21 protein-coding genes are annotated in these 26,454 nt (G+C 70.6%); 7 read left to right on the top strand and 14 right to left on the bottom strand.

Going from position 1 to position 26,454, the window contains the following annotated elements:
• Positions 1-80: 80 nt before the first annotated feature.
• The 5 genes from ACKTSN_RS07170 to ACKTSN_RS07150 form a co-directional block, all read right to left on the bottom strand.
• Positions 81-749 carry a response regulator gene (locus ACKTSN_RS07170; protein ID WP_409468312.1) on the bottom strand — a complete coding sequence of 223 codons (669 nt, stop codon included), beginning with the start codon at positions 747-749 and terminating at the stop codon, positions 81-83.
• Entirely contained in the window at positions 746-1,936 is a 1,191-nt protein-coding gene (locus ACKTSN_RS07165) for a sensor histidine kinase (protein ID WP_409468311.1), read from the bottom strand. The genes ACKTSN_RS07170 and ACKTSN_RS07165 overlap by 4 nt, the downstream gene beginning before the upstream one ends.
• A gap of 90 nt (positions 1,937-2,026) precedes the next feature.
• Positions 2,027-3,391 carry an alpha/beta hydrolase family protein gene (locus tag ACKTSN_RS07160; protein ID WP_409468310.1) on the bottom strand — a complete coding sequence of 455 codons (1,365 nt, stop codon included), beginning with the start codon at positions 3,389-3,391 and terminating at the stop codon, positions 2,027-2,029.
• Positions 3,388-4,695 carry an MFS transporter gene (locus tag ACKTSN_RS07155; RefSeq protein ID WP_409468309.1) on the bottom strand — a complete coding sequence of 436 codons (1,308 nt, stop codon included), beginning with the start codon at positions 4,693-4,695 and terminating at the stop codon, positions 3,388-3,390. The genes ACKTSN_RS07160 and ACKTSN_RS07155 overlap by 4 nt, the downstream gene beginning before the upstream one ends.
• Before the next feature lie 158 nt (positions 4,696-4,853).
• Positions 4,854-5,282, bottom strand: coding sequence for a MarR family winged helix-turn-helix transcriptional regulator (locus ACKTSN_RS07150; protein WP_409468308.1), 429 nt, complete (start codon positions 5,280-5,282; stop codon positions 4,854-4,856).
• 221 nt (positions 5,283-5,503) lie between these two features.
• On the opposite strand from ACKTSN_RS07150, the gene ACKTSN_RS07145 reads away from it, so the two are divergent.
• The 4 genes from ACKTSN_RS07145 to ACKTSN_RS07130 are packed head-to-tail and all read left to right on the top strand — an operon-like array spanning position 5,504 to position 9,283.
• Complete coding sequence (locus ACKTSN_RS07145) at positions 5,504-6,421, top strand: SDR family NAD(P)-dependent oxidoreductase (protein ID WP_409468307.1); 918 nt, start codon at positions 5,504-5,506, stop codon at positions 6,419-6,421.
• Positions 6,421-7,296: an amidohydrolase family protein gene (locus tag ACKTSN_RS07140; RefSeq protein ID WP_409468306.1), complete on the top strand. Its 876-nt coding sequence runs from the start codon at positions 6,421-6,423 to the stop codon at positions 7,294-7,296. Before ACKTSN_RS07145 ends, ACKTSN_RS07140 begins: the two co-directional genes overlap by 1 nt.
• An 11-nt stretch (positions 7,297-7,307) precedes the next feature.
• Complete coding sequence (locus ACKTSN_RS07135) at positions 7,308-8,813, top strand: acyl-CoA synthetase (RefSeq protein WP_409468305.1); 1,506 nt, start codon at positions 7,308-7,310, stop codon at positions 8,811-8,813.
• Between the two features lie 14 nt (positions 8,814-8,827).
• A complete protein-coding gene (locus ACKTSN_RS07130; RefSeq protein ID WP_409468304.1) occupies positions 8,828-9,283 on the top strand; it encodes a MaoC family dehydratase in 456 nt (151 codons plus the stop codon).
• On the opposite strand, the gene ACKTSN_RS07125 is transcribed toward ACKTSN_RS07130, so the two are convergent.
• Genes ACKTSN_RS07125 through ACKTSN_RS07085 form a run of 9 tightly spaced genes read right to left on the bottom strand, consistent with a single transcriptional unit; the run spans position 9,274 to position 20,962 of the window.
• A complete protein-coding gene (locus ACKTSN_RS07125; RefSeq protein WP_409468303.1) occupies positions 9,274-10,104 on the bottom strand; it encodes a PaaX family transcriptional regulator in 831 nt (276 codons plus the stop codon). The genes ACKTSN_RS07130 and ACKTSN_RS07125 overlap by 10 nt on opposite strands.
• 33 nt (positions 10,105-10,137) lie before the next feature.
• A complete protein-coding gene (locus ACKTSN_RS07120; protein WP_409468302.1) occupies positions 10,138-10,302 on the bottom strand; it encodes a hypothetical protein in 165 nt (54 codons plus the stop codon).
• Positions 10,302-11,975, bottom strand: a complete 1,674-nt coding sequence (locus tag ACKTSN_RS07115; protein WP_409468301.1) for a PHP domain-containing protein — start codon at positions 11,973-11,975, stop codon at positions 10,302-10,304. Before ACKTSN_RS07115 ends, ACKTSN_RS07120 begins: the two co-directional genes overlap by 1 nt.
• Before the next feature lie 18 nt (positions 11,976-11,993).
• Positions 11,994-13,826, bottom strand: coding sequence for a LamG-like jellyroll fold domain-containing protein (locus ACKTSN_RS07110; protein WP_409468300.1), 1,833 nt, complete (start codon positions 13,824-13,826; stop codon positions 11,994-11,996).
• Between the two features lie 56 nt (positions 13,827-13,882).
• A complete protein-coding gene (locus ACKTSN_RS07105) occupies positions 13,883-16,798 on the bottom strand; it encodes a glycoside hydrolase family 2 TIM barrel-domain containing protein (RefSeq protein ID WP_409468299.1) in 2,916 nt (971 codons plus the stop codon).
• Entirely contained in the window at positions 16,795-17,634 is an 840-nt protein-coding gene (locus tag ACKTSN_RS07100) for a carbohydrate ABC transporter permease (RefSeq protein ID WP_224733643.1), read from the bottom strand. The genes ACKTSN_RS07105 and ACKTSN_RS07100 overlap by 4 nt, the downstream gene beginning before the upstream one ends.
• A 12-nt stretch (positions 17,635-17,646) precedes the next feature.
• Positions 17,647-18,597, bottom strand: coding sequence for a carbohydrate ABC transporter permease (locus tag ACKTSN_RS07095; RefSeq protein ID WP_224733644.1), 951 nt, complete (start codon positions 18,595-18,597; stop codon positions 17,647-17,649).
• On the bottom strand, positions 18,597-19,883 hold the full coding sequence (locus ACKTSN_RS07090) for an extracellular solute-binding protein (RefSeq protein ID WP_409468298.1): 1,287 nt from the start codon (positions 19,881-19,883) through the stop codon (positions 18,597-18,599). Before ACKTSN_RS07090 ends, ACKTSN_RS07095 begins: the two co-directional genes overlap by 1 nt.
• 53 nt (positions 19,884-19,936) lie before the next feature.
• Complete coding sequence (locus ACKTSN_RS07085) at positions 19,937-20,962, bottom strand: carbohydrate kinase family protein (RefSeq protein WP_409468297.1); 1,026 nt, start codon at positions 20,960-20,962, stop codon at positions 19,937-19,939.
• Positions 20,963-21,090: 128 nt separating this feature from the next.
• Here ACKTSN_RS07085 and ACKTSN_RS07080 point away from each other — a divergent pair, with 128 nt between their 5' ends.
• The 3 genes from ACKTSN_RS07080 (at position 21,091) to ACKTSN_RS07070 (ending at position 26,452) form a co-directional block, all read left to right on the top strand.
• On the top strand, positions 21,091-21,855 hold the full coding sequence (locus tag ACKTSN_RS07080) for a DeoR/GlpR family DNA-binding transcription regulator (protein ID WP_409474762.1): 765 nt from the start codon (positions 21,091-21,093) through the stop codon (positions 21,853-21,855).
• 190 nt (positions 21,856-22,045) lie between these two features.
• Complete coding sequence (locus tag ACKTSN_RS07075; protein ID WP_409468296.1) at positions 22,046-23,386, top strand: 6-phospho-beta-glucosidase; 1,341 nt, start codon at positions 22,046-22,048, stop codon at positions 23,384-23,386.
• A 21-nt stretch (positions 23,387-23,407) separates the two neighbouring features.
• Positions 23,408-26,452 carry an alpha-mannosidase gene (locus ACKTSN_RS07070; protein ID WP_409468295.1) on the top strand — a complete coding sequence of 1,015 codons (3,045 nt, stop codon included), beginning with the start codon at positions 23,408-23,410 and terminating at the stop codon, positions 26,450-26,452.
• Positions 26,453-26,454: the final 2 nt, after the last annotated feature.

Here is a 26,454-nt window from a genome sequence, read left to right as displayed (position 1 = left end):
AGGGGGATGCCACCGGATCGCCGACGGGAGCGGTTTCGAGGTCTCCGCCGTACGGGGGAGACCTGGCCGAGGCTCCCTCGCTAGGGGGAGCCGGGGGTCACCAGTCCGGTCTCGTACGCGCAGATCACTGCCTGTACCCGGTCCCTGAGACCCAGCTTGCTCAGTACGTTGCTGACGTGGGTCTTGACGGTGTGTTCGCTGACGAACAGGGTCGTGGCGATCTCCGCGTTGGACAGTCCGCGGGCGAGCATCCGCAGGGTCTCCACCTCACGCGCCGTCAGCAGGTCCAGCTGTTGCGGCGTCATCTCGGCGGCGGCCTCCTCCCGGCGGCGCCGCACGATGTCCGCGACCAGCCGCCGGGTGACCGTCGGCGCGAGCAGCGAGTCGCCGGCCGCGACCACCCGCACCGCGTGCACGAGGTCGTCCCGGCGCACGTCTTTCAACAGGAACCCGCTGGCGCCGGCGTACAGCGCCTCGTACACGTACTCGTCCAGGTCGAAGGTGGTCAGCATGACGACCTTGCAGCCGGACTGCGCGCACACCTGCCGGGCCGCCTCCAGGCCGTCCATGACCGGCATACGGATGTCGAGGAGCAGCACGTCCGGCGTGTACCGCCGCACCGCGTCGACCGCCTCGACGCCGTCGCCGGCCTCGGCGACCACCTCGATGTCCGGCTGCGCCTCGAGGATCATGCTGAAGCCGCTGCGGACCAGCTCCTGGTCGTCGGCGACGACCACACGGATGCTCACCCCAGGGCCGCCTGTCGTTCGTCGTCCGGCAGTCGTACGACGACCCGGAATCCGCCGTGCGGACCGCGCCCGGCCTCGGCGCTGCCCCCGCAGGCGGCGGCCCGCTCCCGGATGCCGATCAGCCCGTGCCCGCCGCCCGGGGCCGTGGGCCCGTGTCCGTCGTCCGTGACCGCCAGTGTCAACGCGTCCTCCGTCCAGTCCAGTTCGACTGTCGCGGAGGAAGCGTACGCGTGCTTCACGGTGTTGGTGAGCGCCTCCTGGACCACGCGGTACGCGGCGACCTCGGTGTCCGGGGGCAGCGGGCGGGGTTCGCCGGAGGTCCGCAGCTCCACCCGAAGGCCGGTGGATTCCCCGACCTGGCGGACCAGCTCCACAAGCGCCGAGACGCCGGGCTGCGGCAGCCGCCGCGAAGCAATCCCGGCCTCCTCGTCCTTCAGGACACCCAGGATGCGGCGCAGTTGGGCCATGGCGTCCCGCCCGCTCGTGGCGATCGCGTCGAACGCGGCCTCGGCGCGGGCCGGATCACTGCGGACGACGACCGGACCGGCTTCGGCCTGCACCACCATCAGGCTGACCGCGTGGGCGAGAATGTCGTGCATGTCCCGGGCGATCCGGGCGCGCTCCTGCGTCCGGGCCCGCTCGGTGTCGGCGGCGCGTTCCCGTTCCAGCCGCCGGGCCCGGTCCTCCAACTCCGCGGTGTAGGCGCGCTGGACGCGGGCGACCAACCCGAGAGCGTAGGCGCAGACGACACTCATCAGGTGGAAGGCGTACTCGAAGGGCTCGGTCTTGTCCGTGTGGATCATGGTGAGCGTGACCCCGGCCAGCCAGCCCACCAGCATCACCCGCCGCTGCCAGGGCGGACACAGGGCTGCGACGGTGTACAGGACGACGAGGCCGCCGTAGGCGATATCCGGCGGCGGTGCGTGGTACACCGCCATCGCGGGTGTCGCGACCGACACAGCGCACGCCGTCCCGAACGGCGCCCGCCTGCGCCACACCAACGGCACCGCGGTTGCCGCCCCGAGCAGGTAGCCCTGCCAGGACAGCGGCTCGTCCTTCCCACTGGGGAAGATCCACTGCAGGGAGGTCGCGAACAGCACCAGGGCGGCGAGCGCCGCGTCGACGACGTACGGATGCGTCGTCCGCAGTCGGGCGACGGCAGGAGTGATCCAGGACCGAGCGGACATGGCGGCTCCTCGGGGCAAGGGCCGTTCCAGTATCCCGAGATGGCCGGGGGCGGGCCTCACCGGTGAGAGGGATATCGGCACGAGGTGATCTCATGGCCGGGCGTCCCCCGGATGGGCGAGGTCGTACGGGCGGGGATACGGCGTCGGGCGATAGGTCACGTACCGGGGCTCGGGCGTCGGCTCCTCCTGGCGCGCGCGGTTGTTGAGGGCGTCGGCGGAGGTGTCCCAGCGGCCCGTGGCCAGACGGTGCTCCAGGGTGTGCAGGGCGGCGAGGATCTCGCCCGGGGTGAAGGTGCAGTGGCCGGGGCCGTCGACGTAGGCCTGGGCGAGGAGTCGGCCGGTGCCGGCCGCGGCGGCGGCCCGCCGGTAGGCGCTCTCGGCCTGGACGGGGATCAGCGCGTCGCCGGTCGTGTGGATGTTGAGCTGGGGGTCGGTCAGCCGGCCCTTGAACACGCTGGTGTCGCGCATCCACCGTACGGCCGCCGGGTCGGCGGATATCCGGGGCGCCCGGTTCAGGGCCGTGAGGTCGGCCCGCAGTGACAGGCCCGCCTTCTTGTAGAGCTCGGTGACCTCCTTGTACACGGGCGAGCGGTGCAGCAGCGCCGTGTAGTCGACGCCGGTGTTCCACGACGGGTTCCCGCCGGCCCTCCGCTCGGCCTCCTGCCGCCAGCTGAAGGCGGGCAGCTGGAGCAGCCCGGTGACGGCCGCGTACTGGTTGGCCTGCTGGGCGTCCCAGTCGGTCGGCCCGGGTTTCGATTGCGCGGCGTCGTTGTACCCGGGGATGTTGTGCAGGGCGGCGGCGAGGGCGATGCGGGCCCGTCCCTCGTCGGTCTGCTGGGCGGCAGTGACCTTCGCGGTGAGCGCGCTCGCGGCGCTCTGCGCGGCCGCCTGGTCGGCGAACCCGGTGAGCGGGATGCTGTCCCCGGGAGCGAGCAGCGCCTTCAGCGCGAACACCGGATCGAGCGTGCTGTTCCAGTTGGCGACGCCGCCCTGCACCAGCCCGCACATGGCCAGCGAGCCGTCGAAGCGGTCCGTGTGCCGCTCGGCCAGGGTGGTCGTGACGAGCCCGCCGTAGGAGGTGCCCCAGGCGAGTGTTCGCCGGGCGGTGCCGAACCGCGTCGTGAACAGGTCCAGGGTGGCGAGCTGGTCGGGGACGGCGTCGGTGACGGCCCAGCCGTTCGTGGCGTACGAGGAGCCGATCAGCGCGTAGCCGTCGGCGAGGAGTTCGTCCCGGGTCTGTGAACTGGGCGCGTTCTGCGCGGGGTTGGGCCAGCCCGCGGCACGGTAGCCGTGGCTGTAGAGCAGGACGGTGCCGTTCCAGGCGGCGGGGACGTCCATCAAGTAGGTGGCGCCGGAGGGAAGTCGGCCCTCGATGTGCGAGTCGGTGGCGGCCTGCGCCGGCAGCGCGGTCACGGCGCACAGGGTCACGGCCGGCAGTGCGATACGGGCTCTCAACGGGGCGTCCCTTCCGGGGTGGGGGCGGCGGCTCGGGCCGCGGGGGATTCCAGGGCGTCGGTGTGCGTCTCGCGCACCCGCCACACTGTGAGCGCGGTGATCACCGCGCCGCCGCACAGCAGCAGGGAGACGGGGGCGCTGCCACCGCCGGACGAGGCGAGCAGACTGCTCGCGATCAGTGGGGAGAACCCGGCGCCCACCAGGGTCGCGGCCTGGTATCCGAGGGAGGCGCCGGTGTAGCGCACGCGAGTGCCGAACATCTCGGTGAGCAGGGCGCCCAGCGGGCCGTACATCGTGGACTGGGCGACACCGTGACCGAGCGCCAGGGCGAGGATCAGCAGACCGGGGGAGCCGGAGTTCACCAAGGCGAGCACCGGGAAGGCGAGCGCGGCCGAGGCGACGGCGCCGGCCAGCACGACCGGGCGGCGGCCGATCCGGTCGGACAACGCGGAGGCGGCGGGCAGCACCAGCAGAGCCACGCAGGAGGCGACGGTCACCGCGGTGAGCACCTGCGGTCGGCTGTAGCCCTGCTGGACGGCGTACGAGATCATGAACCCGGTCAGCAGCGACTGGGCCGTGAACGCGCCGATACCGACGCCCGCCGCGAGCAGCACCGGCTTCGGGTGGCGCAGTACCTCCACGACCGGCGGCTTGTCCACCGGTGCGCGCTTGGCCTCGGCGAACAGCGGACTCTCCGCGACCTTCAGCCGGACGAACAAGCCGACGGCCAGCAGCGCGATGCTGAGCAGGAACGGCACCCGCCAGCCCCAGGAGCGGAACTGCTCGTCGGGGAGTGCGGAGACCAGGGTGACCACTCCCGCGGAGAGCACGGAGCCGAGCGGGGCGCCGAGCATGGTGAAGCTGGACCACAAGCCGCGCCGGGACCCGTGGGCGCGCTCGGCGTGCTCGACGACCATCAGGGTCGCGCCGCCCCACTCGCCGCCGATCGCGATGCCCTGCACGATCCGCAGGGTGACCAGCAGGATGGGCGCCCACACGCCGATCGCGTCGTAGGTCGGCAGCACGCCGATGAGGAAGCTGCCGCAGCCCATCAGGACCATGGTCAGCAGCATCATCGACTTGCGGCCGACCCGGTCGCCGAAGTGGCCGAAGACGATGCCGCCCAGCGGGCGAGCCACATAGCCCGCGGCGAAGGTGCCGAAGGCCGCGATGGTGCCGACCGCGGGGTCGGCGTCGGGGAAGAACAGATCGCCGAAGACGAGCGCGGCGACGGTGCCGTACACGAGGAAGTCGTAGAACTCCACTGCCGTGCCGAGCAGTCCGGACAGTGCGACGCGGCGCAACTGCCGTGTCTCCGGGGACGATTGACGGGCGGATGAGCGGGATGGCTGCACGGTGAGCTCCCTGGGCCGATGCCGTGGAAGTGCACCGGCGGGGGACCGCGCCGATGCCCGGCTGAAGTTAGGCAGACATCGTGCGGCCGTCAATCATTTGCACAACATCACCTCCGGGAGTCGGGCTGCGCGATCCGCAGCAGCAGCGCGTGCAGGGTCTCCCGCTCGGCCGGGGCGAGCGGCTCCAGCAGGTCGTTCGTGACGTGCAGACCCGCCTCGTCGGTGTCGCGCAGAAACGCGCGGCCGGCCTCGGTGAGGACGACGATTCGGCTGCGGCGGTCCTCGGGCGCGGGCCGGCGCTCGGCGAAGCCCAGCTTCTCCAGGTCGTCGACGAGTCCGACGATCGCGCTCGGGTCGTAGCCCAGCCGGTCGCTCAGCTCGCGCTGGAGGGCGCCCTGAGAGGTGGCGAGGAAGCGCAGCACCGCGTAGTGGCGCAGGCGCAGGCCCGACTCCTGGAGGAACGCGTTGAACAACTGCCCGGAGCGCAGGCCCAGTCGGTACAGGAGATAGCCGGTGTCCGCGTGCAGCGCGCGCATCCACGGTTCGTGCGCGTCGATCGGGGCGGCGTTCGGGGTGTGCTGCTGGCGGGCGATGGCGGGCTCCCTGGTCGCGGCCCCCGGGTGGGGGCGGTTTTCTGCGGATCGGCCCCAGTCTCCCGCACCTGCCGGTCGGCAACAACTATTGACGACAACAATTATTGCTCCTAGCTTCGACTCGTCGCCGCATCACACGCATCACTTTGCGAAGGGACTCGCCCGTGCCCAGCATCGATCTCACCGGCCAGGCCGCCGTCGTCACCGGCAGTGGCCGGGGCCTCGGCCTCGCCTACGCCCACGCCCTCGCCGTCCATGGCGCGTCCGTGGTGGTCAACGACGTCGACGAGGCCGTGGCCGAGCAGGCCGTCAAGTCCATCACCGAGGCGGGCGGCACCGCCGTGGCCGAGGTGGTCGCGGTCGGCACCACCGAGGCCGCCGACCGGCTGGTGCGGCGCGCGGTCGAGGAGTTCGGCCGGCTCGACGTCCTGGTCACCAACGCGGGCATTCTGCGCGACAAGGTGCTGTGGAAGATGACCGACGACGACTTCGACGCGGTGATCACCACCCACCTCAAGGGCACCTTCACCTGCGCCCGCGCCGCCGCCGTCCGCATGCGCGAGCAGGGGCAGGGCGGCTCCCTGATCCTGGTCGGCTCCCCGGCCGGGCAGCGCGGCAACTTCGGGCAGACCAACTACGCCGCAGCCAAGGCCGGCATCGCAGCCATGGCCCGCACCTGGTCCATGGAGCTGGGCCGCGCGAACATCACCGTCAACGCGATCGTGCCGGTGGCCGCCACCGCGATGACCGAGACCATCCCCGCCTTCGCCCCGTACATCGAGGCCATGAAGAACGGCGAGCCGCTGCCCGACTTCCTGCGCAAGGGCGAGGGCTTCGGCACCCCCGAGGACTGCGCGGCCCTCGTCCCGTTCCTCGCCTCGGAGGCCGCGCGCGGCATCACCGGGCAGGCCATCGGCATCGGCGGCGACAAGGTGGCACTCTGGTCCCATCCGCAGGAGCTCAGGGCGGCGTACGCCGATGGCGGCTGGACCCCCGAGACCCTGGTCGACGCCTGGCCCACCTCGGTCGGCGCCGAACTCCAGTCGGTGGGCATCCCCGCGCCCAAGCTGCCGGAGGCGTGATGGACATCAGCGAACTCGTCGCCATCGACGTCCACACCCACGCGGAGGTCTCCTCCAAGGGCCACTCCTCCCTGGACGACGACCTGCACGACGCCTCCTCCGCCTATTTCAAGGTCGAGGGCAAGCGGAAGCCGACCCTGGAGGAGACGGCCGCGTACTACCGCGAGCGGAAGATGGCTGCCGTGATCTTCACGGTGGACGCCGAATCCGCGACCGGCACCGCGCCTGTCCCGAACGAGGAGGTCGCCGAGGCCGCCGCCGCCCACCCGGACGTGCTGATCCCGTTCGCCTCCGTCGACCCGTTCCGGGGCAGGGCGGGGGTCAGGCAGGCCCGCCGTCTGGTGGAGGAGTACGGGGTGAAGGGCTTCAAGTTCCACCCCAGCATCCAGGGCTTCTTCCCCAACGACCGGGCGGTGGCGTACGACCTGTACGAGGTGATCGAGGAGACCGGCACCATCGCGCTGTTCCACACGGGCCAGACCGGGATCGGCGCGGGTGTTCCGGGCGGCGGTGGCATCCGCCTCAAGTACTCCAACCCGCTGCACGTCGACGACGTGGCCGCCGACTTCCCGCATCTGAAGATCATCCTGGCCCACCCGTCCTTCCCCTGGCAGGACGAGGCCCTTGCGGTCGCCACCCACAAACCGGGTGTGCACATCGACCTGTCCGGCTGGTCGCCCAAGTACTTCCCGCCGCAGCTGGTGCAGTACGCCAACACGCTGCTGAAGGACAAGGTCCTGTTCGGCTCCGACTACCCCGTCCTCACCCCGGACCGCTGGCTCGCCGACTTCGAGAAGCTGACGATCAAGGACGAGGTAAAGCCGAAGATCCTCAAGGAGAACGCCGCCCGCCTGCTCGGGCTGACCACACCGTAAGGGGCGCAACGATGCGCAACGAGGGACTGGGGTCATGGCCCGCACGCCGGGCCCGCAAGACTCCGCACCGCACCGCCCTGATCCACGGCGAGAAGACGTTCACGTACGCGGACCTGTACGCGCGCACCACCCACCTCGCCCACGCCCTGCGCGCCCGGGGCGTGCGCCGCGGCGACCGGATCGCCTACCTCGGCCCCAACCACCCCTCCTACCTGGAGACCCTGTTCGCGGCGGGCACGCTCGGGGCGGTCTTCGTCCCGCTCAACACCCGCCTCGCCGGGCCGGAGATCGCCTACCAGCTCGCCGACTCGGGCGCCAAGGCCCTCGTCTACGGCCCCTCGCACGCCGGGCTCGTGGCCGGGCTGCCGGGCAGCACGGATGTGCGTACGTACGTCGAAGTCGGCGCCGAATACGAGGAAGCAGTGGCCGCCGCCGCGTACGAGCCCATCGACGAACCGGTCGGCGCCGACGACACCAGCATCATCATGTACACCTCGGGGACCACCGGCCGCCCCAAGGGCGCGATGCTCACGCACGGCAACCTGACCTGGAACGCGGTCAACGTCCTCGTCGACACCGACCTGATCGCCGACGAACGTGCCCTGGTGTCCGCCCCGTTGTTCCACACGGCCGGCCTGAACATGCTCACCCTGCCGGTGCTGCTCAAGGGCGGCACCTGTGTCCTGGTCGAGGCCTTCGACCCGGACGCCACCTTCGACCTGGTCGAACAGCACCGGATCACCTTCATGTTCGGGGTGCCGACGATGTTCGACCAGATCGCCCGGCATCCGCGCTGGCCGGACGCCGACCTGTCCTCGCTGCGGCTCCTGACCTGCGGCGGCTCGTCGGTGCCGACTCCACTGATCGGCGCCTATCAGGAGCGCGGGCTCACCTTCCTCCAGGGCTACGGCATGACGGAGGCCGCGCCGGGGACGCTGTTCCTGGACGCCGAGCACGCGGTCAGCAAGGCCGGTTCGGCAGGGGTGCCGCACTTCTTCAGCGACGCACGGGTGGTTCGGCCGGACCTCGCGCCGGTCGACGTCGGCGAGACCGGCGAGGTCGTGGTGCGCGGGCCGCATGTGATGCCCGGCTACTGGGGGCTGCCCGAGGAGACGGCCGCGTCCTTCGTGGACGGCTGGTTCCGTAGCGGGGATGCCGCCCGGGTCGACGAGGACGGCTATGTCTTCATCGTCGACCGCATCAAGGACATGATCATTTCGGGTGGGGAGAACATCTACCCCGCCGAGATCGAGGACCTCCTCCTCGCCCACCCCGACATCGTCGAGTGCGCGGTCATCGGCGTCCCGGACGACAAGTGGGGCGAGGTGCCGCGTGCGGTCGTGGTTCCGCGTCAGGGCGCCGACCTCGACCCGGACGAGGTGCTCGCCTCGCTGTCCGGCCGCCTCGCCAAGTACAAGATTCCGAAGTCGGTGGTGCTCGCGGACGAACTCCCGCGCACCGCCTCCGGGAAGCTCCTCAAGGCCCGGGTGCGCAAGTGCTTCGGCTCCAACTCCTGAGTAGGGAACGCGATATGAGTCTTACCGTGAACGGCCTCGACGAACTCAAGAAGCTCGCGGGCAGCGACCTGGGCACCAGCGAGTGGATCGAGATCACGCAGGAGCGGATCAACACGTTCGCCGACGCCACGGGCGACCACCAGTGGATCCACGTGGATCCGCACCGGGCCGCGGAGGGTCCGTTCGGTGCCCCGATCGCCCACGGCTATCTCACCCTGTCGCTCTTCATCCCCTTGTTCACCGAGCTGCTCGACGTCCAGGGCGTCACCACGAAGGTCAACTACGGCCTGAACAAGGTGCGTTTCCCCGCGCCGGTGAAGGTCGGGTCGAGGATCCGGCTGGTCGGGAACCTCGCGGAGGTCGAGGACGTGCCGGGCGGGGTGCAGATCACCGTCGACGGCACGATCGAGATCGAGGGTGGAGCCAAGCCCGCGGCCGTCCTGCAGAGCCTGTCGAGGTTCTACGCCTGACCGTCGCGTACGGGTACCAGGTTGAGAAGGCGTTCCGACGCGTCCAGCGCAAGCGGGCTGAACCGCTCGTGCACCCGCCGGAACGTCTTCTCGGCCTGCTCGGCCGGCCAGTCGTCGGGCAGGTGCCTGACCGGCAGGCGCGGATCGCGGCGGATGATCCGCAGCCACTCGGCCTGCAACAGCAGCCGCAGCCCGAGCGCATCGTCGGCGTCCGGCAGCTCCGTCTCCCACGGCTGCCAGCGGCGTACGAACGCCTGGTAGCGCGCCGCCAGCTCGGTCAGCTCCCAGGTCTCCTCGATCATCGCGCCGATGTCCATGCCGGCATCGGCGTGTGCGCGGAAGACCTTCACATGGGCGGCGAGTCCCAGCTCAGCCACCAGCTCCGACACATCGACCTCGCCGGGTGCGATCCACAGGCCGTTGAACAGCGGGCCGAAGCCGCTCCAGGTGAGCTTCGAGCGCAGGTCGTGCCGCTGCCGCTGCCAGGACTCGGGCAGTGAGAAGCCGAGCAGGGTCCAGGTGCCGTCCCACTGCCGGTTGACCGCGCCGGTCTGCCAGATGCGCCGCTCGCCGTCGCGCAGCACTGCGGCCGAGTGCTCGGTCAGGCCGAAGTACATCCGGCGGCCCTCGCGCTGGCGGCGCAGCAGGCCCCGGTGCACCATGCGGGTCAGTGTCGAGCGGGTAGCCGGCTCGCCGACGCCCACGCGGGCGAGGACGTCGATGATGCTGCCCGAGTACACGCAGACGTCCCGCCCGAGGACCTGGTCGCCCAGGAACGTCAGCATCAGGGACTGGGGCCGCAGCGACTCTTCCGTGGTCACGCGGCCCACCGTACGCCCAGGTCGATCAGGGCGTCAGCCCGTGACCTGCTGGTACGCGTAGACGCTCGTCGACAGTGCGCAGACGCCGGGCTGGATCACCAGGGCGGCCGGATCCGCGGGAACAGTGTGCCCGTGGCGTCGTTCGAGGCGCACATCAGACGGCCTGCCCGCCGCCCAGCGTGTCGGTGTGCGTCGCATCAGGCTCCTGCCACGTCGACGAAGATGGGGTTGGAATAGAACCACGTGTCCGCCCACGGGTCACCGTCTCCGGGCGCGTGCGGGATCGGCCCGTGCGGGTCGACCGAGGCGCCGAGGTAGCCCGTGCCGTGGCGGTTGCCGTCGCTGCCGCGCAGGCGGACGTAGAAGGACTCGCTTCCGGCGGTCAGCGGGATCCGCAAGGTGTACGTCCCCTTGCGGCCGGATACGTCCTTCGTCGTCACGACCCGGGTGTCGGGCGCCTGCCACGTGTCGCGGTCGGTAACCGGGCCGCGCACCGCGCCCCGGATGACGTCCACGTGCGCCAACTCCGGGACGATTCCCTGGGTGTTGGGCCGGGAGGCGGTCGTCACCGTCACGTACAGGGTGATCCGCTCGCCCTTGCGGACGCGCAGGCGGCCGCCCAGCGTGACGCCCCTGCCGTGGTCGCAGTCCCGCTTCAGGCGCACGTCGAGGCCGTCCAGCAGATGGCCGTGGTCCAGCCAGACCCGGCCCGCGCGCAGGCCCGCCATCACGGCGCGGTAGCCGTAGCGGGTCACGCCGACGTGGGTGCGGCTGAACTGGCCGGGCCAGAAGTCGCTGCCCGGCTGCGGGGTGTCGGTGTTCACCGGGTCGGGCAGCCTGCCGGTGTTGTCGAAGTTCTGGCCGGCCGGCCAGTCGCCGTTCTTCCAGGTGTCGAAGACGATGCGGTGGGCGTCGGAGTTCGTGGTGATCGAGAACAGGCGGCCCTCCGCCAGCATCGAGTCCCACAGGCCGCCGACCGTCGCGGTCGCCCAGTCGAAGCCGCCGTACGTCAGATACGCCTCCGCCGGGTAGCCCGGCCAGGACTGCGCCGACGGCTTGTTCTCGTACTCGCCGCGCATCGAGGTCGCACCGCGCCAGCCCGGGATGGCCGCGCCCTGGGCGCCGGGTGCGCCCTCCATGCCGATCATGATCTCGGGAGCCGCGTCCCGCCAGTTGCGCATCTCGTGCGGGGAGTCGATGCCGAGGCGCATCGGGTGGTTGGCGAGGACGAGGACGTCGTCGACGTAGCCCCGGCGGCGCTGCTCGGCCAGCCACTTGATGGCCTTGACCGCGTGGGCCTCGTTGTGGGCGGTGTCCGCCGCCCCTGCGGCGCCCTCGGTGTAACCGAGCAACTTTCCGTCGTAGGCCGTCTCGAACCCGGTGAGCAGGTCGACCTCGCGCGGGCCGGGCGCCGCGAAGACAGTGCAGTGCTCGGCGGCCGGGATGTACCACTCCAGGCCCTGGAAGATCAGCTGGCGGGGGTTCTCGGCGCGGGCCCTGAGGATCTCCTGGTGCTCCAGCGAGGCCCCGTACTGGGCGTGCCCGAAGTTGGAGTGCTCGGTGAACACCATCCAGTCCAGGCCGTACGTGGCGCCCGCCGCGGCCAGTTGGGAGAAGGTGTACTTCGCGTCGTGGCTGTAGACGGTGTGGATGTGGTGGTCGCCGACGAGGTAGGCGAGGCGGGGGTCGTCGCCACCAAGACGCCGGTCGGCGGCCACAGCTGTCGCGGGCACGGCCGCGCCGCCCAGCGCGAAGGCGGCGCCGAACAGGCCCGCGCGGCGCAGGAGTCCGCGTCGGGAGACGCCCTGGGGGTCGAGGTCGGCGGGGGAGACGGACGGGTCTGCCCAGGTGGGTAGCTGCTGCTCGGTCATGGTGATCCTCGGCATGGGTCAGTGAGTCATGAAGGAGGTGACGGGCAGCGCCCGTTCGACGACACGGACGTCGCCGAGGCGGCCGTACAGGATCTGGTCGATCCTGCCGCCGTACTCGTAGCCGCCGAGCAGCCACGGCAGCCCGAGCGAGGTGAGGCCGATCGCGGTGGCGTGCGGGTTGCGGGCCACCGGGCAGCCCTGGACGGACATCGTGGTGCGCCTGCCGTCGTTGACGACGGCGAGGTGCCACCACTTCTCCCGCGCGGTCTCGTCGCCCCAGTTGGTGGCGATGCCCTCCTGGTTGAGCGGCCGGACCGCCCACTGCGGGCCGGGCCCGTCGGAGAGGGAGAGCGTGGCGAGCGGTTCGTCGGGGTCGCCCTCCGACTTGCCGGCGGCGCCGCCGGTGCCGGTACGGCTGATCAGGCCGGCCCAGGCGTTGTGCGAGGCGTCCCAGTCCGCGGGGAGGCGGTAGAAGGCCTCGATGGTGTAACCGTTCCTGAATGTGGCCGAGTTGAGCGGGGCGCCGTCGACCGTGCGCAGGTACGCACCCCTCAGCGGGGACTTGTAGCCCTGGAACTCCAGGCTGCCGTGGCCGGGCTGGTCGGGGTGGTGGTCCGCCGACCAGCCGAGGGTGCCGCCGCCCACGGAGACCACGGTCAGGTCGTTGCCGCGGCCGGACAGGTCGCGGACGGTGCCGGAAACGGGCGAGTCGAAGCGCCAGTAGGCGGCCGTGCCCCGGATCAGCATCTGCGACGCGGGCCGCGCGGGGCGGGCGGGCACCGGGTCGAAGCCGGAGAAGCGGTCCGCGAAGTCGATGTCGACCGAGAACCGGTCGGCGTCGCCGCTGAGTTCGATCTCCTGCCGCTCCAGCTCGTTCAGACCCTTCGCGGCCCGGCCCAGGATCCACGGGGAGACCGTCTCGACGTCGATGACGTTCCGGTCGAGGTCGAAGTGGTAGAGGCGGATCATCGCCGCGCCGCCGAAGTAGCGGTTCTGGTAGTTCGTCAGGTGCAGGTGGACCTCGTTGCCCGCCGTGTTCTTGCGGGTGGCCCGGCCGGCGGGCCAGTAGTGCCCGTTGAGGGTCAGGAAGATCTGGTCGTGGTCCTTGATCAGCCCGTCCCACAGCTGCCGGCCGTACGACGACAACGTGTCGTCGTCGACGACCAGTTCGTGCGTGGTGAGGATGACCGGCGTCCTCGGGTGCCGGGCGAGGACGTCCTTCGCCCAGGCGTAGCCCTTCGCCGACAGCCGCCAGTCCAGCGCGAGCACCATCCACTCGCGGCCGGCCGCCGTGAACAGGTGGTAGGTGTTGTAGCCGTCCGAAGAGGCGCCTCCGAAGGTGGACTTGCCCTGGAAGCGCTGCGGTCCGAACGTGTCCAGGTACGGCGTCGAGCCGCGCTGGTCGTCCGTGGACGACTTCACGTCGTGGTTGCCGGCCAGGACGCTGTAGCCGACGCCTCGCCGGTCGAGCAGCTCGAACGCCTCGCCGATCGCGGCGCATTCGGCCTTCGCGCCGTTCTCGGTGAGGTCGCCGAGGTGGGACAGGAAGACGATGTTCTCCTCCCGGCCGTGCTCCAGGAGGTAGCGCAGGGACGCCTCGACGGGCGCGGGGTTGATGCTCGGCCCGTCGAAGAGGTACTGGGTGTCGGGCATCACGGCCAGCGTGAAGCGTCGGCTGTCGGCATCGGGACGCCAACCGGCCGCCGTGGCGGCTTCGGCCACGGTCGGCAGGGCCACCCCGACCCCCGCCGTGGCCGCGGCGCCGAGCAGCGCCGTGGCGCGCAGGAATCCGCGTCTTCCGGCACCGGCCTGCGCGGCCTCGCCCTGTTCCTGGTCATGCGAAGTACACACGTGTGCTCCGTAAGGAAGATCCGTGAGAAAAGGTGACGGTGAAGGGCGTGGGGGGTTCAGAGAACGCGCAGGGTCCAGCTCCAGCGATGGATGCCCGGTGCGACGAGATACGACGGTGAGGTGTCGGGCCCGCAGGAGGCGGTGCCCAGGCCGCGGTGCGCGGCGTCGATGTGCACCACGCAGCCGGGCCGCGCGACCAGCTCGTCGTGGTGGTCGGCGGAGGTGAGGTCCTCGGCCCGGTAGCGGGTCACCGAGACCTGGCGGGGCTCGTCCAACGTGACGGACAGCCCGGTGGCGTCCGGCGCCGACAGCGTGAACCGCCGTACACCGTGCCGGCCGCCGCTCTCCTGCGGCCGCAGATACGGGGTGAACAACTCGTCGACCGGTACGGCGTGATGGCCGACGGGCGCGCCCGCGCTGCGGTCGGGATACGACTCCCACGGACCCTGCCCGAACCACTCCAGCAGGTCGAGCCCCGTGACCGTCTCGAAGACCGTGCCGACCCGCGCCACGTCGTCGAACGCCTCCGGCAGCTCGGCCTCCTCGTCGACCCGCACGCCGCCCTCGACGGGCGTCAGCACCTGCCGGTGCCGTACGACACCGGTCGTGCCCGCGTATTCGGCCTCCACGGTCACACGTCCGGAGTCCTCGCGCACCGACACGACCTTGCGCACCAGCGCGTCGAGCCCCCAGCTCCGCCAGCGCTGTGCCATGCCGCCGAGCTCGTCGTTGTCGGTGGGCGCCCGCCACAGCGAGAGCGCCGGAGGGTCCGTCAGCAGCGGGTGGACGAGGAGACCCTCGCCGTCCACCTCGACCTGCCGGTCCACGGGAGAGACCTCGACCGGGGCCGGTCCGCGCAGCCGGATCTGGGGCGCGCACACCTCGGTGCCGCGCGGCGCCCACGGCTGGTCCTCGGCCACGGTCACCCGCAGCGTCAGCCAGGCCTCGCCGCCGTCCTGCGGTACCGCGAAGGGCAGCGGTACGGCGGCCGTCTCCCCGGGGCACAGGTTCGGCAGCCGCGCCGGGCCGGTCAGCGTCGTACCGTCGGCCAGGTCCAGCCGCCACTCGCCCGCCAGCCATTCCAGGCCGCGGAAGTGCTGGTGGTTGCCGAGCACGATGCCCTCGTGCTTGTAGCACTCGATCCGCACGGGCGCCGCGATCTCCCGGTGCTCGTACATCGCGGGCTTGGGCGTGCGGTCGGGGAAGACCATGCCGTCGGCGATGAAGGCGCCGTCGTGGATCGTCTCCCCGAAGTCGCCGCCGTACGCCCAGCGGTACCCGGGCGCGGCGACACCGTTGTCGTAGAGCCCGGCGCCCGCGCGCCCGGCAGGTCTGCCATCGCTCACGCGTTGCAGAATTCCGTGGTCCCAGAACTCCCAGATGAACCCGCCCTGAAGACCCGGGGTGGCCTCGATGGCAGCCCAGTGGTCGGCCAGCGTGCCGTTGCTGTTGCCCATGGCGTGCGAGTACTCGCACTGGATGAGGGGCCTCGTCTGCCGGCCCGACAGCGCGTGGGCGACGCAGTCCTCGATCGGCGCGTACATCGGGCAGGCGATGTCGGAGGCGTCGTCCGTCGCCGCCCAGTCGAGCTTGGCGGCGCCCTCGTACTGGATCGGCCGCGTCGGATCGTGCCGGCGCACCCAGCCAGCCGCCGCGTAGTGGTTGGCGCCGTAGTCGGACTCGTTGCCGAGTGACCAGATGATGACGGACGGATGGTTCTTGTCGCGCAGCACCATGCGCGAGACGCGGTCCACGAAGGCGTTCAGATAGCGCGGGTCGTCGGCGATCTCGTGCGCGTGGTCGTGGCTCTCGATGTCCGCCTCGTCGACCACGTAGAAGCCGAGCTCGTCGGCGAGGTCGTACAGCGCCGGGTCGCCCGGGTAGTGGGCGGTGCGGATCGCGTTGAAGCCGAAGCGCTTGAGCAGGGTCAGATCGGCGCGCATGTCGTCGTACGACACCGTTCGCCCGGTCAGTGGGTGGAAGTCGTGCCGGTTGACGCCCCGGATGAAGACCCGCTCCCCGTTGACGAGCAGGTCCCGGCCGACGATCTCGACGTCCCGGAAGCCGATCCGGTGCCTGGAGGCGTCGGCGACTGTGCCGTCGGCGCGGTGCAGGCGGACGGTCAGGCCGTACAGCTCGGGCGTCTCCGCGTTCCAGGTGCGTACGTCCTCGACCGTCGTCCGCATCCGCGCCTCGCCGAGGAAGTCGGAGACGCGTTCGTCCTCGACGTTGGCGCGGTCGAACTCGGTGTCCTGCGCGAGCGGTTGACCGTCCAGGTCGCCGGTGAGGTACCACCCGTCGGGCAGGGCACCGCCCGCGCTCCGTACCCGGCAGTCGACGCGCAGCTCGCCGCTGTACCGCGCCCGCACGGTCACGTCCGCGAGATGCAGCGGGTCCGTCGCGTACAGCAGCACCGAGCGGGTGATCCCGCCGTGCCACCACTGGTCCTGGTCCTCGAGGTGGGAGGCGTCGGACCACTTCACCACGGTCAGCCGTACGGTGGCCCGCCCACCGGGACGGGCAACTCCCGTCAGGTCGAACTCGGCGGCCAGGTGCGAGTCCTTGGAGATGCCGACGGGCCGCCCGTCCACCTGCACCAGCAGCACGCTCTCGGCGGCCCCGACCTGGAGCACGATCCGGCGTCCGGCCCACTCGGCGGGGACGTCCACCTCACGTTCGTACACGCCCGTCGGGTTGGCGGCGGGGGAGTGGGGCGGGAAGTCGGGGAACGGCATCCGCACGTTGGTGTACTGCGGCAGGTCGTCCGTGCCCTGCAGGGTCCAGACGCCGGGGACGTACGACGACGACCAGGCACCGCCGACCGGCGCGTCCGGAACCGGCAGCAACTGGAAACGCCAATCGCCGTCGAGGGGGAGTGCTCCGGAGCGCCGGTCGACGGCGTTCATGGGGAGCCGCCCCCAGGAGGTCACCTCGGGTGCCTCCCAGGGGCGGAGCACCAGCAGCGGGTTCATCCGCGGACGGCCCCCTTCGCGAGGTCGCCGATGATCTGCCGGGCGCCGATCGCGAAGACGATCAGCAGCGGGATGAGGGCGAGCAGGGCGCCGGTCATCACGATGCCGTAGTCGGTGGTGCCGTGGGTGCCGTTGAGCTGGGAGAGCGCGACCTGAAGGGTCACGTTGTCCGGGTTGGTGAGGGCGATCAGGGGCCAGGCGAAGTCGTTCCACTGGCCCATGAAGGTGAAGATACCGAGGAAGGCGAGGCCGGGGCGGACCACCGGCAGCGCCACGTGCCAGTACTGGCGCAGGAAGTTCGCGCCATCGAGCTTGGAGGCGTCGAGCAGTTCGTCGTGGATGGCCGTCTTCATGTACTGGCGCATCCAGAAGATGCCGAAGGCGTTGGCCGCGGCCGGCACGATCAGCGCGGTCATGGAGCCGATCCAGCCGATCTTCGCCATGAGGACGAACTGCGGGATGACCGACAGCTGTGCCGGCACCATGAAGATGACCATGAGCAGCCCGAACAGCAGCCCCTTGCCGGGGAACTCGAACTTGGCGAAGACGAAGGCGGCGAGGGAGTCGAAGAGCAGGACCAGGAAGGTCACCGACACCGCGACCAGCAGCGAGTTCCACATCGACCCGAAGAAGTCGACGGCGTCGAAGAGGTTGCGGACGTTCTCCAGGAAGTGCGTGCCCGGCAGCAGTTTCGGCGGGTACGAGAAGATCTCCGACGAGCTGTGCGTCGACATGATCACGGCCCAGTAGAACGGGAAGGCCGAGAGCAGCGTGCCGATGATCAGCGGGAGGTGCAACGCGATCCCTCTGCGGCGGGATCCCTTGATGGAAGCCATGGTGCGCCCTTCTTACTCGCCCCGGCGCTGCACGAGGCGCCAGTTGATGATCGAGAAGAGCACGACGACGAGGAAGATGCCCCAGGCCACCGCGGCTCCGTACCCGAAGTCGTTGTTGTCGAAGGTCTGCTGGAAGAAGTAGAGGACCATCGTCTGGCCCGAGTGGCCCGGACCGCCCGCGAACGTCGAGTCGTTGGACGAGGTCTGGAGCAGGACCTGCGGTTCGGCGAAGCTCTGCAGGCCGGTGACCGTGGAGACCACGAGCACGAACAGCAGCGTGGGCCGCAGCAGCGGGAGCGTGATCCGGAAGAAGGTCTGGATGGGCCCGGCGCCGTCCACGCGCGCCGCCTCGTACAGGTCGCTCGGGATGGTCTGGAGCCCGGCGAGAAAGATGATGGCGTTGTAGCCGGTCCACTGCCAGGTCATCAGGGCGGCGATGGTGACCTTGATGCCCCACGGCGTGTTCAGCCAGGCCACCTGGTCGAGCCCCACTCCCTCCAGGACGGCGTTCACCATGCCGTTGTTGGTGGCGAAGATGGAGCCGAAGACGATGGCGATCGCGACGACCGACGTGACGTTCGGCAGGAAGTACGCGACCCGGTACAGGCCCTTGAACCGGACCGCGGAGTTGAGCATCACGGCCGTGACCATCGCCAGGAAGATCATGGGGAAGGTGGCCAGCGCCCAGATGATGATCGTGTTGCCGATCGAGTTCCAGAAGTCGCTGTCGCTCAGCAGGTACTGGTACTGCGAGAGCCCGGCCCACTCCATCGAGCCGAGGCCGTCCCAGCGGTGGAAGGACAGGTAGAGCGAGAAGCCGACCGGGAACAGGCCGAAGCCGAGGAAGATCAAGTAGAAGGGGGAGATGGCGGCGTAGAGGTGCCAGTACTTGCGGAAGCCCTTCTTGGGCTGCGTCGGGGAGGGCTGTGCCACAGCGGGCGGGGTCTGCTCGAGGACGGCCATCAGTAGCTCACCCCCAGGTGCTTCGCGATGCGACGGCACTTGCTCATGGCGTCACTCCAGGCCTTCTTCGGGTCCTTGCCGAGGACGTCGACGTTCTTGATCTCATCCTTGATGGGCTGCCCGAGGGCGACGTCGTACGGGCTGTTGTAGGCCACCACGATCTTCTCCGCGGCGGGCCCGAAGACGTCGGTCGTGACCTGGCCGCCGAAGAAGGGGTCGGGTTCCCGCATCTGCTTCAGGCCGTAGGCGGCGGGCGTGGAGGGGAAGAGGCCCGCGTCGACGTAACCCTGCGCCTGGTTGGCCGCGTTGAGCATCCAGGTGATGATCTCGAAGGCCTGCTCGGGCTCCCGGCACGCCTTGGTGATCGACAGGAACGAGCCGCCGCTGTTGGAGGGCCGCACGGGCATCTGCGCCACACGCCACTTGCCCTTGGTCTTCGGCACGCCGTTCTTGATGTCGAAGCTGGCCCAGGAGGCGTTCAGCTGGCTCGGCAGCTTGCCGTTCTGGATGGCCGACAACTGGTCCGGGGTGCCGCTGACCAGGTTCGATACGATCTTCCGCTGCTTGGCCTCCACAGCCAGCGCCCAGGCTCGGCGCACATGCTCCTGGTCGCCGATGAAGTGGCGGTCCTTGTCGACGTACCGCTGCGCGCCCTGCTCCACGACGTTCCCGAAGACGGAGAGGATGTCGGTGAGCAGCTTGGCCCCCGGGACGCGCTTGCCGAGCTGCACGCCCGCGTCGAAGAACTTCTCCCATGTGTTCAGTTCGTTCGACACGTCGTCGGGTTCGTACGGCAGCCCCGCCCGGCGGAAGACCTCGTACTGGTAGTAGTGCGCGACCGGCCCGCAGTCGATCGGGAAGCCGACCATCGTGCCGTCGTCGGCGATGCCCTGGTCCCACTTCCAGGACAGGTACTGGCTCTTGTACTTCTCGGCTCCCAGCGTCCGCAGATCGATGAACTGGTCCGCGTTCGGCAGGTAGGCGGCCATGTCCTCGCCCTTGAGCCCCGCGATGTCGGGGATGTGGGCCCGGCCGGTGATGGTGGTGATGAGCTTCGAGCGGTACTGGCCACCGATCTGGATGGCGTCGAGGTCCACGGAGCGGTCGTAACGCGCCTTGGCGTTCTTGACGACCGCGTCGCTCAGGCCGCCGCTCCAGTACCACAGGACCATGTTCCGGCCGGTCGAACCGGTCGGGACGGCGCAGCCGGATGCGAGGCCGCCGAGCGCCGTGGCGGCCGTACCGGCCAGGCCCGCGCGCAGCAGGCCTCTTCGTGAGAGCCGCACAGCTCCCACCGCCTTTCGGTATGTGACGTGTGCGAAGGGGTCAGGAGGGACTGTCAGTTGGAGGTGCCGCTGTTCGGCGGGGTGACGGGGGCGTACCGGACGGGCGGGCCCGGGTCCGCCGGGATGCGGTCGTCGAGGAAGCCGTACGCGCCCCTGAGTTCGGGGTCGTTCAGCGCGCGCCACCATCGGTCGATGCCGTACCAGCCGGGTGCGGCCAGCGCCCCACCGTGGTGCCGGACGGACAGCCCGGCCGCCAGCACCGCGAACCGCAGCCGTTCCTCCAACGGCCAGCCGCCCAGCGAGGCGGCGACGAAGCTCGCGCCGAACACGTCCCCGGCGCCCGTCGCGTCCAGCACGTCGAGGTCGAGGGCGGGTACGTCCGCGTACTCGCCGGTGATCTGGTCGACGGCGACCGCGCCGTCGCCGCCGCGGGTGACCACGGCCACCGGCACCAGCTCACTGAGTGTGCCGAGCGCCGCGACCGCGCTGTCCGTGCGGGTGTACGCCATCGCCTCGACCTCGTTGGGCAGGAACGCGTGGCACAGGGAGAGCTGTTCGAGGAGGTCGGTGGACCACTGCTGGGTGGGGTCCCAGCCCACGTCGGCGTAGATCTGCGTGCCGTTCGCGGCCGCCTTGGCGAGCCACGCGTGGGGTTCGGCCTCGATGTGCACGAGGGCGGTGCGCGCCTCGGGCGGGTCACCCATGAGCGCGTCCTGCGAGTACGGGGGCTCCTGGCCGTGGGTGACGAGGGCCCGGTCAGAGCCGTGCGCGATCGAGACGGTGACCGGGGTGTGCCAACCGTCCGCCGTGCGGGAGAGGGACAGGTCGACGCCCTCCTGGCCGGCGAGGACGTCCCGGCAGTACGTGCCGTAGAAGTCGTCGCCGAAGACCGTCGCCAGGGACGTCTTCAGGCCGAACCGAGATGCGGCGACCGCGAGGTTGGCGATGCCGCCGGGACTGCTGCCCATGCCGGCCGTCCAGATCTCCTCGCCCGGCCTCGGGAGCCTGCCCAGACCCGTGAGGACGAGGTCGTAGAAGAGCAGCCCGGTCAGCAGCACATCGGGCCGGTCGTCGTCCACGCGGACATCCTCTCCGTCAAAGCTCTTCATTTCAGTGACCGGAATCGTGCGCCGCTCCGGGAGATTGGTCAATACCCGAGCAGAAGTGAGCATGGAAATGATTGAAGATGACGAGTAGTGTTCACGGCGTGCTGGCAGAACGACGACACCAACTCATCCTGCGGGCCCTGCGCTCGGGCGGCCCCGCGGCCGTGACCGATCTCTCCGAGCAGCTGGGGGTGAGCCCCGCCACGATCCGGCGTGACCTGGTCAAACTCGAGGAGGACGGGCTGCTCACCCGGGTGCACGGCGGCGCCGTCGTCGAGGAGGGCGACCAGCCCTTCGCCGAGGTCGCCGAGGTGCGCGTGCCCCAGAAGGACGCGATAGCCGCGCGGGCGGCGGCGATGATCGCGGACGGTCAGTCGGTGCTGCTCGACATCGGCACCACCGCCTACCGGCTGGCCCGGCAGCTGCACGGCCGCCGGCTCACCGTGATCACCAGCAACCTGGTGGTGTACGAGGAACTCGCCGACGACGAGGGCATCGAACTGGTGCTGCTCGGCGGCATGGTCCGCCGCGAGTACCGCTCCCTGGTCGGCTTCCTCACCGAGGACAACCTGCGCCAGCTGCACGCCGACTGGCTCTTCCTCGGCACCAGTGGAGTGCGGCCCGGCGGGCAGGTGATGGACACGACGGTCGTCGAGGTGCCGGTCAAACGGGCCATGATCAAGGCCAGTGGCCGGGTCGTGCTGCTCGCCGACTCGGCGAAGTTCCCGGGTACGGGTATGGCGAAGGTCTGCGGCCCCGAGGAGCTGGACGTGGTGGTGACGGACGCGCCGGTCGACACGGCGACGCGGGCCTCTTTGCAGGAGGCCCGCGTCGAGGTCATCGTGGCGGGAAGGGTGCAGGCTTGAACCCTCCCCCAGCTGAAGCGGGGGGATTCCTGGCTCAGGTCGCCTCACCGCTCAGCGAACAGCGAGGTCTTACACCCTCAACACCAGCCGGGTTGGAACCAGCCCGGGTTCTTGAAGCAAGTTCAAGGAGATGGCACGTGCTTGGCTCTCGCAACGCGCTGCGGGCAGTTTACCCGATCGGAGGTACCCGGTGAAGCTGACGATTCTGGGCGGCGGCGGATTCCGGGTGCCGCTCGTGTACGGGGCGCTCCTCGGGGACCACGCCGAGGGCCGGGTCACCCAGGTCGTGCTGCACGACCTGGACGCCCAGAGGCTCTCCGCGGTGACCCGGGTCCTCGCCGAGCAGGCGGCCGACGTGCCCGACGCGCCCGAGGTGACCGCCACGACGGACCTCGACGAGGCCCTGCGCGGTGCCGACTTCGTGTTCTCCGCGATCCGCGTCGGCGGGCTGGAGGGACGGGCGAACGACGAGCGGGTGGCGCTCGCGGAGGGCGTCCTCGGCCAGGAGACGGTCGGCGCGGGCGGCATCGCGTACGGCCTGCGGACCGTGCCCGTCGCCGTCGACGTCGCCCGACGCGTCGCCCGGCTCGCCCCCGACGCCTGGGTCATCAACTTCACCAACCCGGCCGGCCTCGTCACCGAGGCCATGTCCCGCCACCTCGGCGACCGCGTCATCGGCATCTGCGACTCGCCGGTCGGACTCGGCCGCCGTATCGCCCGCGTGCTCGGCGTGCAGAACCCGGCCGAGGCATGGATCGACTACGTCGGCCTGAACCACCTCGGCTGGGTGCGCGGCCTGCGCGTCGCGGGCCGCGACGAACTCCCGCGGCTGCTCGACGACCCCGGCCTGCTCGGCTCCTTCGAGGAGGGCAAGCTCTTCGGCGTCGACTGGCTCCGGTCGCTGGGGGCGATCCCCAACGAGTACCTGCACTACTACTACTTCAACCGGGAAGCCGTACGCGCCTACCAGGAGGCCGAGCAGACCCGCGGCGCCTTCCTGCGCGACCAACAGGCCCGTTTCTACGCCGAGATGAGGAACCCGGACGCCTCGGCGCTGAAGGCCTGGGACGCCACCCGCGCCGAGCGCGAGGCCACCTACATGGCCGAGAACCGCGAGACCGCCGGCGCCGGTGAGCGCGACGCCGACGACCTGTCCGGCGGCTACGAGAAGGTGGCGCTGGCGTTGATGCGGGCCATCGCCCGCGACGAACGCACGACCCTGATCCTCAACGTCCGCAACCGCAGCACGCTCTCGGTGCTGGACTCCGAGGCGGTGATCGAGGTCCCGTGCCTGGTCGACGCGAACGGCGCGCACCCGGTCGCCGTCGACCCGCTGCCCGACCACGCCACCGGCCTGGTCTGCGCGGTGAAGGCGGTCGAGCGCGAGGTGCTCGCCGCCGCCGACTCCGGCTCCCGTACGACGGCCGTGAAGGCCTTCGCCCTGCACCCGCTTGTCGACTCGGTCAACGTGGCCCGGCGGCTCGTCGACGGCTACACGGCCGTCCACCCCGGCCTCTCGTACCTCAAGTAGAGCCCTGAGGAGAGCTGTCCCATGCACGACGAACGCCGCCGGATCGAGGAGCGCGTCGAGCGCGTCCACAACCAGCGCATCAAGCCCGCGGTGTACGCGGCCACCGTCCCCCTTCAGGTGGCGGCCTGGCAGGCGCCGGGGGAGCCGGTCCCGTTCGCGGAGGCCGCCGCGGCCTCGTACGAGCCCTTCGCGATGGACACGCCGTGGGGCCCGCCCTGGGGCACCACCTGGTTCCGCATGCAAGGTCAGGTGCCCGCCGACTGGGCCGGCCGGCGCGTCGAGGCGGTCATCGACCTCGGCTTCGTCGGCGACTGGCCGGGCAACCAGGCCGAGGCCCTGGTCCACCTGCCCGACGGCACCCCGTTGAAGGCGGTCAACCCGCAGAACCAGTACGTGCCGATCGCCCGGTCGGCGCTGGGCGGAGAGGCGGTCGACTACCTGGTCGAGGCGGCCTCCAACCCCGACATCCTGGCAGGTGACTTCGCCGCCCCTACCCCGCTCGGCGACGTCCTGACCGCCGGCGACAAGCCCCTCTACACCTTCCGCCGCGCCGACCTCGCGATCCTCGACGAGGAGGTCTGGCACCTCTCGCTCGACGTCCAGGTGCTGCGCGAGCTGATGCTGGAGCTCGGCGAGCACGAGCCGCGCCGCCACGAGATCGCGCACGCCCTGGACCGCTCCCTCGACGCCCTCGACCTGGACGACATCTCGGGCACGGCGGCCGACGCCCGCGCCGTCCTCCAGCCGGTCCTCGCCAAGCCCGCGCACGCGAGCGCGCACACCCTCTCCGCCGTCGGCCACGCGCACATCGACTCCGCGTGGCTGTGGCCGATCCGCGAGACCAAGCGCAAGACCTCCCGCACCTTCTCCAACGTCACCGCACTCGCCGAGGAGTACGAGGAGTTCGTCTTCGCCTGCTCGCAGGCCCAGCAGTACGAGTGGGTGCGCGACAACTACCCGAAGGTGTGGGAGCGCATCAAGAAGGCGGTCGCCGACGGCAGTTGGGCGCCGGTCGGCGGCATGTGGGTGGAGGCCGACGGCAACCTGCCCGGCGGCGAGGCGATGGCCCGGCAGCTGATCCACGGCAAGCGCTTCTTCATGGAGCACTTCGGCATCGAGACCAAGGGCGTATGGCTGCCCGACTCCTTCGGGTACACCGCGGCCTACCCGCAGCTCGCCAAGCTCGCAGGCAACGACTGGTTCCTGACCCAGAAGATCTCCTGGAACCAGACCAACAAGTTCCCGCACCACACCTTCTGGTGGGAGGGCATCGACGGCACCCGCATCTTCACCCACTTCCCGCCCGTCGACACCTACAACGCCGAGTTCTCCGGCCAGGAGATGGCCCACGCCGTCCGCAACTACCAGGACAAGGGCCGCGGTACGACGTCCCTGGCGCCCTTCGGTCACGGCGACGGCGGCGGTGGCCCCACCCGCGAGATGCTGGAGCGGGCCCGGCGCCTCGCCGACCTGGAGGGCTCGGCCAAGGTCCGGATCGAGCACCCGGACGCCTTCTTCGCCGCCGCCCGCGAGGAGTACCCGGACGCGCCGGTGTGGGCGGGCGAGCTCTACCTGGAGCTGCACCGCGCCACCTACACCACCCAGGCCCGCACCAAGCAGGGCAACCGGCGCTCCGAACACCGCCTGCGCGAGGCGGAGTTGTGGGCGACGACGGCCGCGCTGCACGCGCCGGACTACTCCTACCCGTACGAGAAGCTCGACCGCCTGTGGAAGACGGTCCTGCTCCACCAGTTCCACGACATCCTGCCGGGGTCGTCGATCGCTTGGGTACATCGGGAGGCTGAGGCGGAGTATGCGCGGGTGGCGGAGGAGTTGGAGGCGCTGACGCGGGAGGCCGTCGCGGCGCTGGGCACGGGCGAGGCCCGGGCCTTCAACACCGGTCCGTTCGACCGGGCCGAGGTGGTGCGGACGGCCGAGGGCGAGTCCACGTACGTGAGGGTTCCGGCGAACGGCAGTGCGCCGCTGGGCAACACCCGCCCCGACCACAGCGTGGTGGTGACCGACCGCACCCTCGACAACGGCCTCGTCCGCGTCGAGCTGGCCGACGACGGAACCCTCGCCTCCGTCCACGACCTGCGGGCCGACCGCGAAGTCCTCGCCGACAAGGGCAACCTCCTCCGCCTGCACAGCGACCTGCCCAACTACTGGGACGCCTGGGACATCGACAAGCACTACAAGAACCGCTACACGGACCTCCTGGACGCCGAGTCGATCACGATCGTGGAGCAGGACCCCCTGCTCGGCGCGATCCGCGTGGAGCGATCGTTCGGCAAGGGCTCGAAGATCACCCAGACGATCACCCTCCGCGCCGACAGCCCCCGCATCGACATCGAGACCGAGATCGACTGGCACGAGGCCGAGAAGATCCTCAAGGCGGGCTTCCCGGTCGACATCCGCGCCCCGCACTCCTCCGCGGAGATCCAGTTCGGACACGTCCAGCGCCCCACCCACACCAACACCAGCTGGGAGGCGGCCCGCTTCGAGGTCTCCGGCCACCGCTGGGTGCACATCGGCGAACCCGGTTACGGCGTCGCGGTGATCAACGACTCGACGTACGGCCACGACGTCTCCCGTACGGTCCGCGAGGACGGAGGTACGACCACCACGGTCAGCCTCAGTCTGGTCCGCGCCCCGCGCGTACCGGACCCCGAGGCCGACCAGGGACGGCACCATTTCACGTACTCGCTGCTGCCCGGCGCGAGCATCGAGGACGCGATCGCCGAGGGCTACGCCCTCAACCTGCCGCTGCGCGTCGCCGACGCGGCGGGCACGCCGGAGCCGGTCGTGTCCGTGGACGGCGAGGGCGTGACCGTCGAGGCGGTGAAGCTCGCGGACGACCGGTCCGGCGACGTCGTGGTCCGCCTCTACGAGTCCCGTGGCGGCCGGGCCCAGGGCGTGTTGCGCACCGGCTTCCCGCTCGCCGGAGCCGAGGTGACCGACCTCCTGGAACGACCGCTCGAGGACGCGGACGTCACCGGCGACGGCGGGGTCTTTGTCGCTCTGCGGCCCTTCCAGGTGCTGACGCTACGGCTGAAGAGGAGCTGACG

Source organism: Streptomyces flavusporus (assembly GCF_046267975.1).
GTDB classification, from domain to species: domain Bacteria; phylum Actinomycetota; class Actinomycetes; order Streptomycetales; family Streptomycetaceae; genus Streptomyces; species Streptomyces flavusporus.
Note: the sequence above shows the minus strand (reverse complement) of the source record. Positions and strands in the feature narration are given on the sequence as shown.

Coding starts and splice junctions, on each gene's coding strand:
- ACKTSN_RS07165 (WP_409468311.1), bottom strand. CDS start 1,936: ATGTCCGCTCGGTCCTGGATCACTCCTGCCGTCGCCCGACTGCGGACG.
- ACKTSN_RS07150 (WP_409468308.1), bottom strand. CDS start 5,282: ATGCGCGCGCTGCACGCGGACACCGGCTATCTCCTGTACCGACTGGGC.
- ACKTSN_RS07140 (WP_409468306.1), top strand. CDS start 6,421: ATGGACATCAGCGAACTCGTCGCCATCGACGTCCACACCCACGCGGAG.
- ACKTSN_RS07135 (WP_409468305.1), top strand. CDS start 7,308: ATGCGCAACGAGGGACTGGGGTCATGGCCCGCACGCCGGGCCCGCAAG.
- ACKTSN_RS07130 (WP_409468304.1), top strand. CDS start 8,828: ATGAGTCTTACCGTGAACGGCCTCGACGAACTCAAGAAGCTCGCGGGC.
- ACKTSN_RS07120 (WP_409468302.1), bottom strand. CDS start 10,302: ATGCGACGCACACCGACACGCTGGGCGGCGGGCAGGCCGTCTGATGTG.
- ACKTSN_RS07115 (WP_409468301.1), bottom strand. CDS start 11,975: ATGACCGAGCAGCAGCTACCCACCTGGGCAGACCCGTCCGTCTCCCCC.
- ACKTSN_RS07105 (WP_409468299.1), bottom strand. CDS start 16,798: ATGAACCCGCTGCTGGTGCTCCGCCCCTGGGAGGCACCCGAGGTGACC.
- ACKTSN_RS07100 (WP_224733643.1), bottom strand. CDS start 17,634: ATGGCTTCCATCAAGGGATCCCGCCGCAGAGGGATCGCGTTGCACCTC.
- ACKTSN_RS07095 (WP_224733644.1), bottom strand. CDS start 18,597: ATGGCCGTCCTCGAGCAGACCCCGCCCGCTGTGGCACAGCCCTCCCCG.
- ACKTSN_RS07070 (WP_409468295.1), top strand. CDS start 23,408: ATGCACGACGAACGCCGCCGGATCGAGGAGCGCGTCGAGCGCGTCCAC.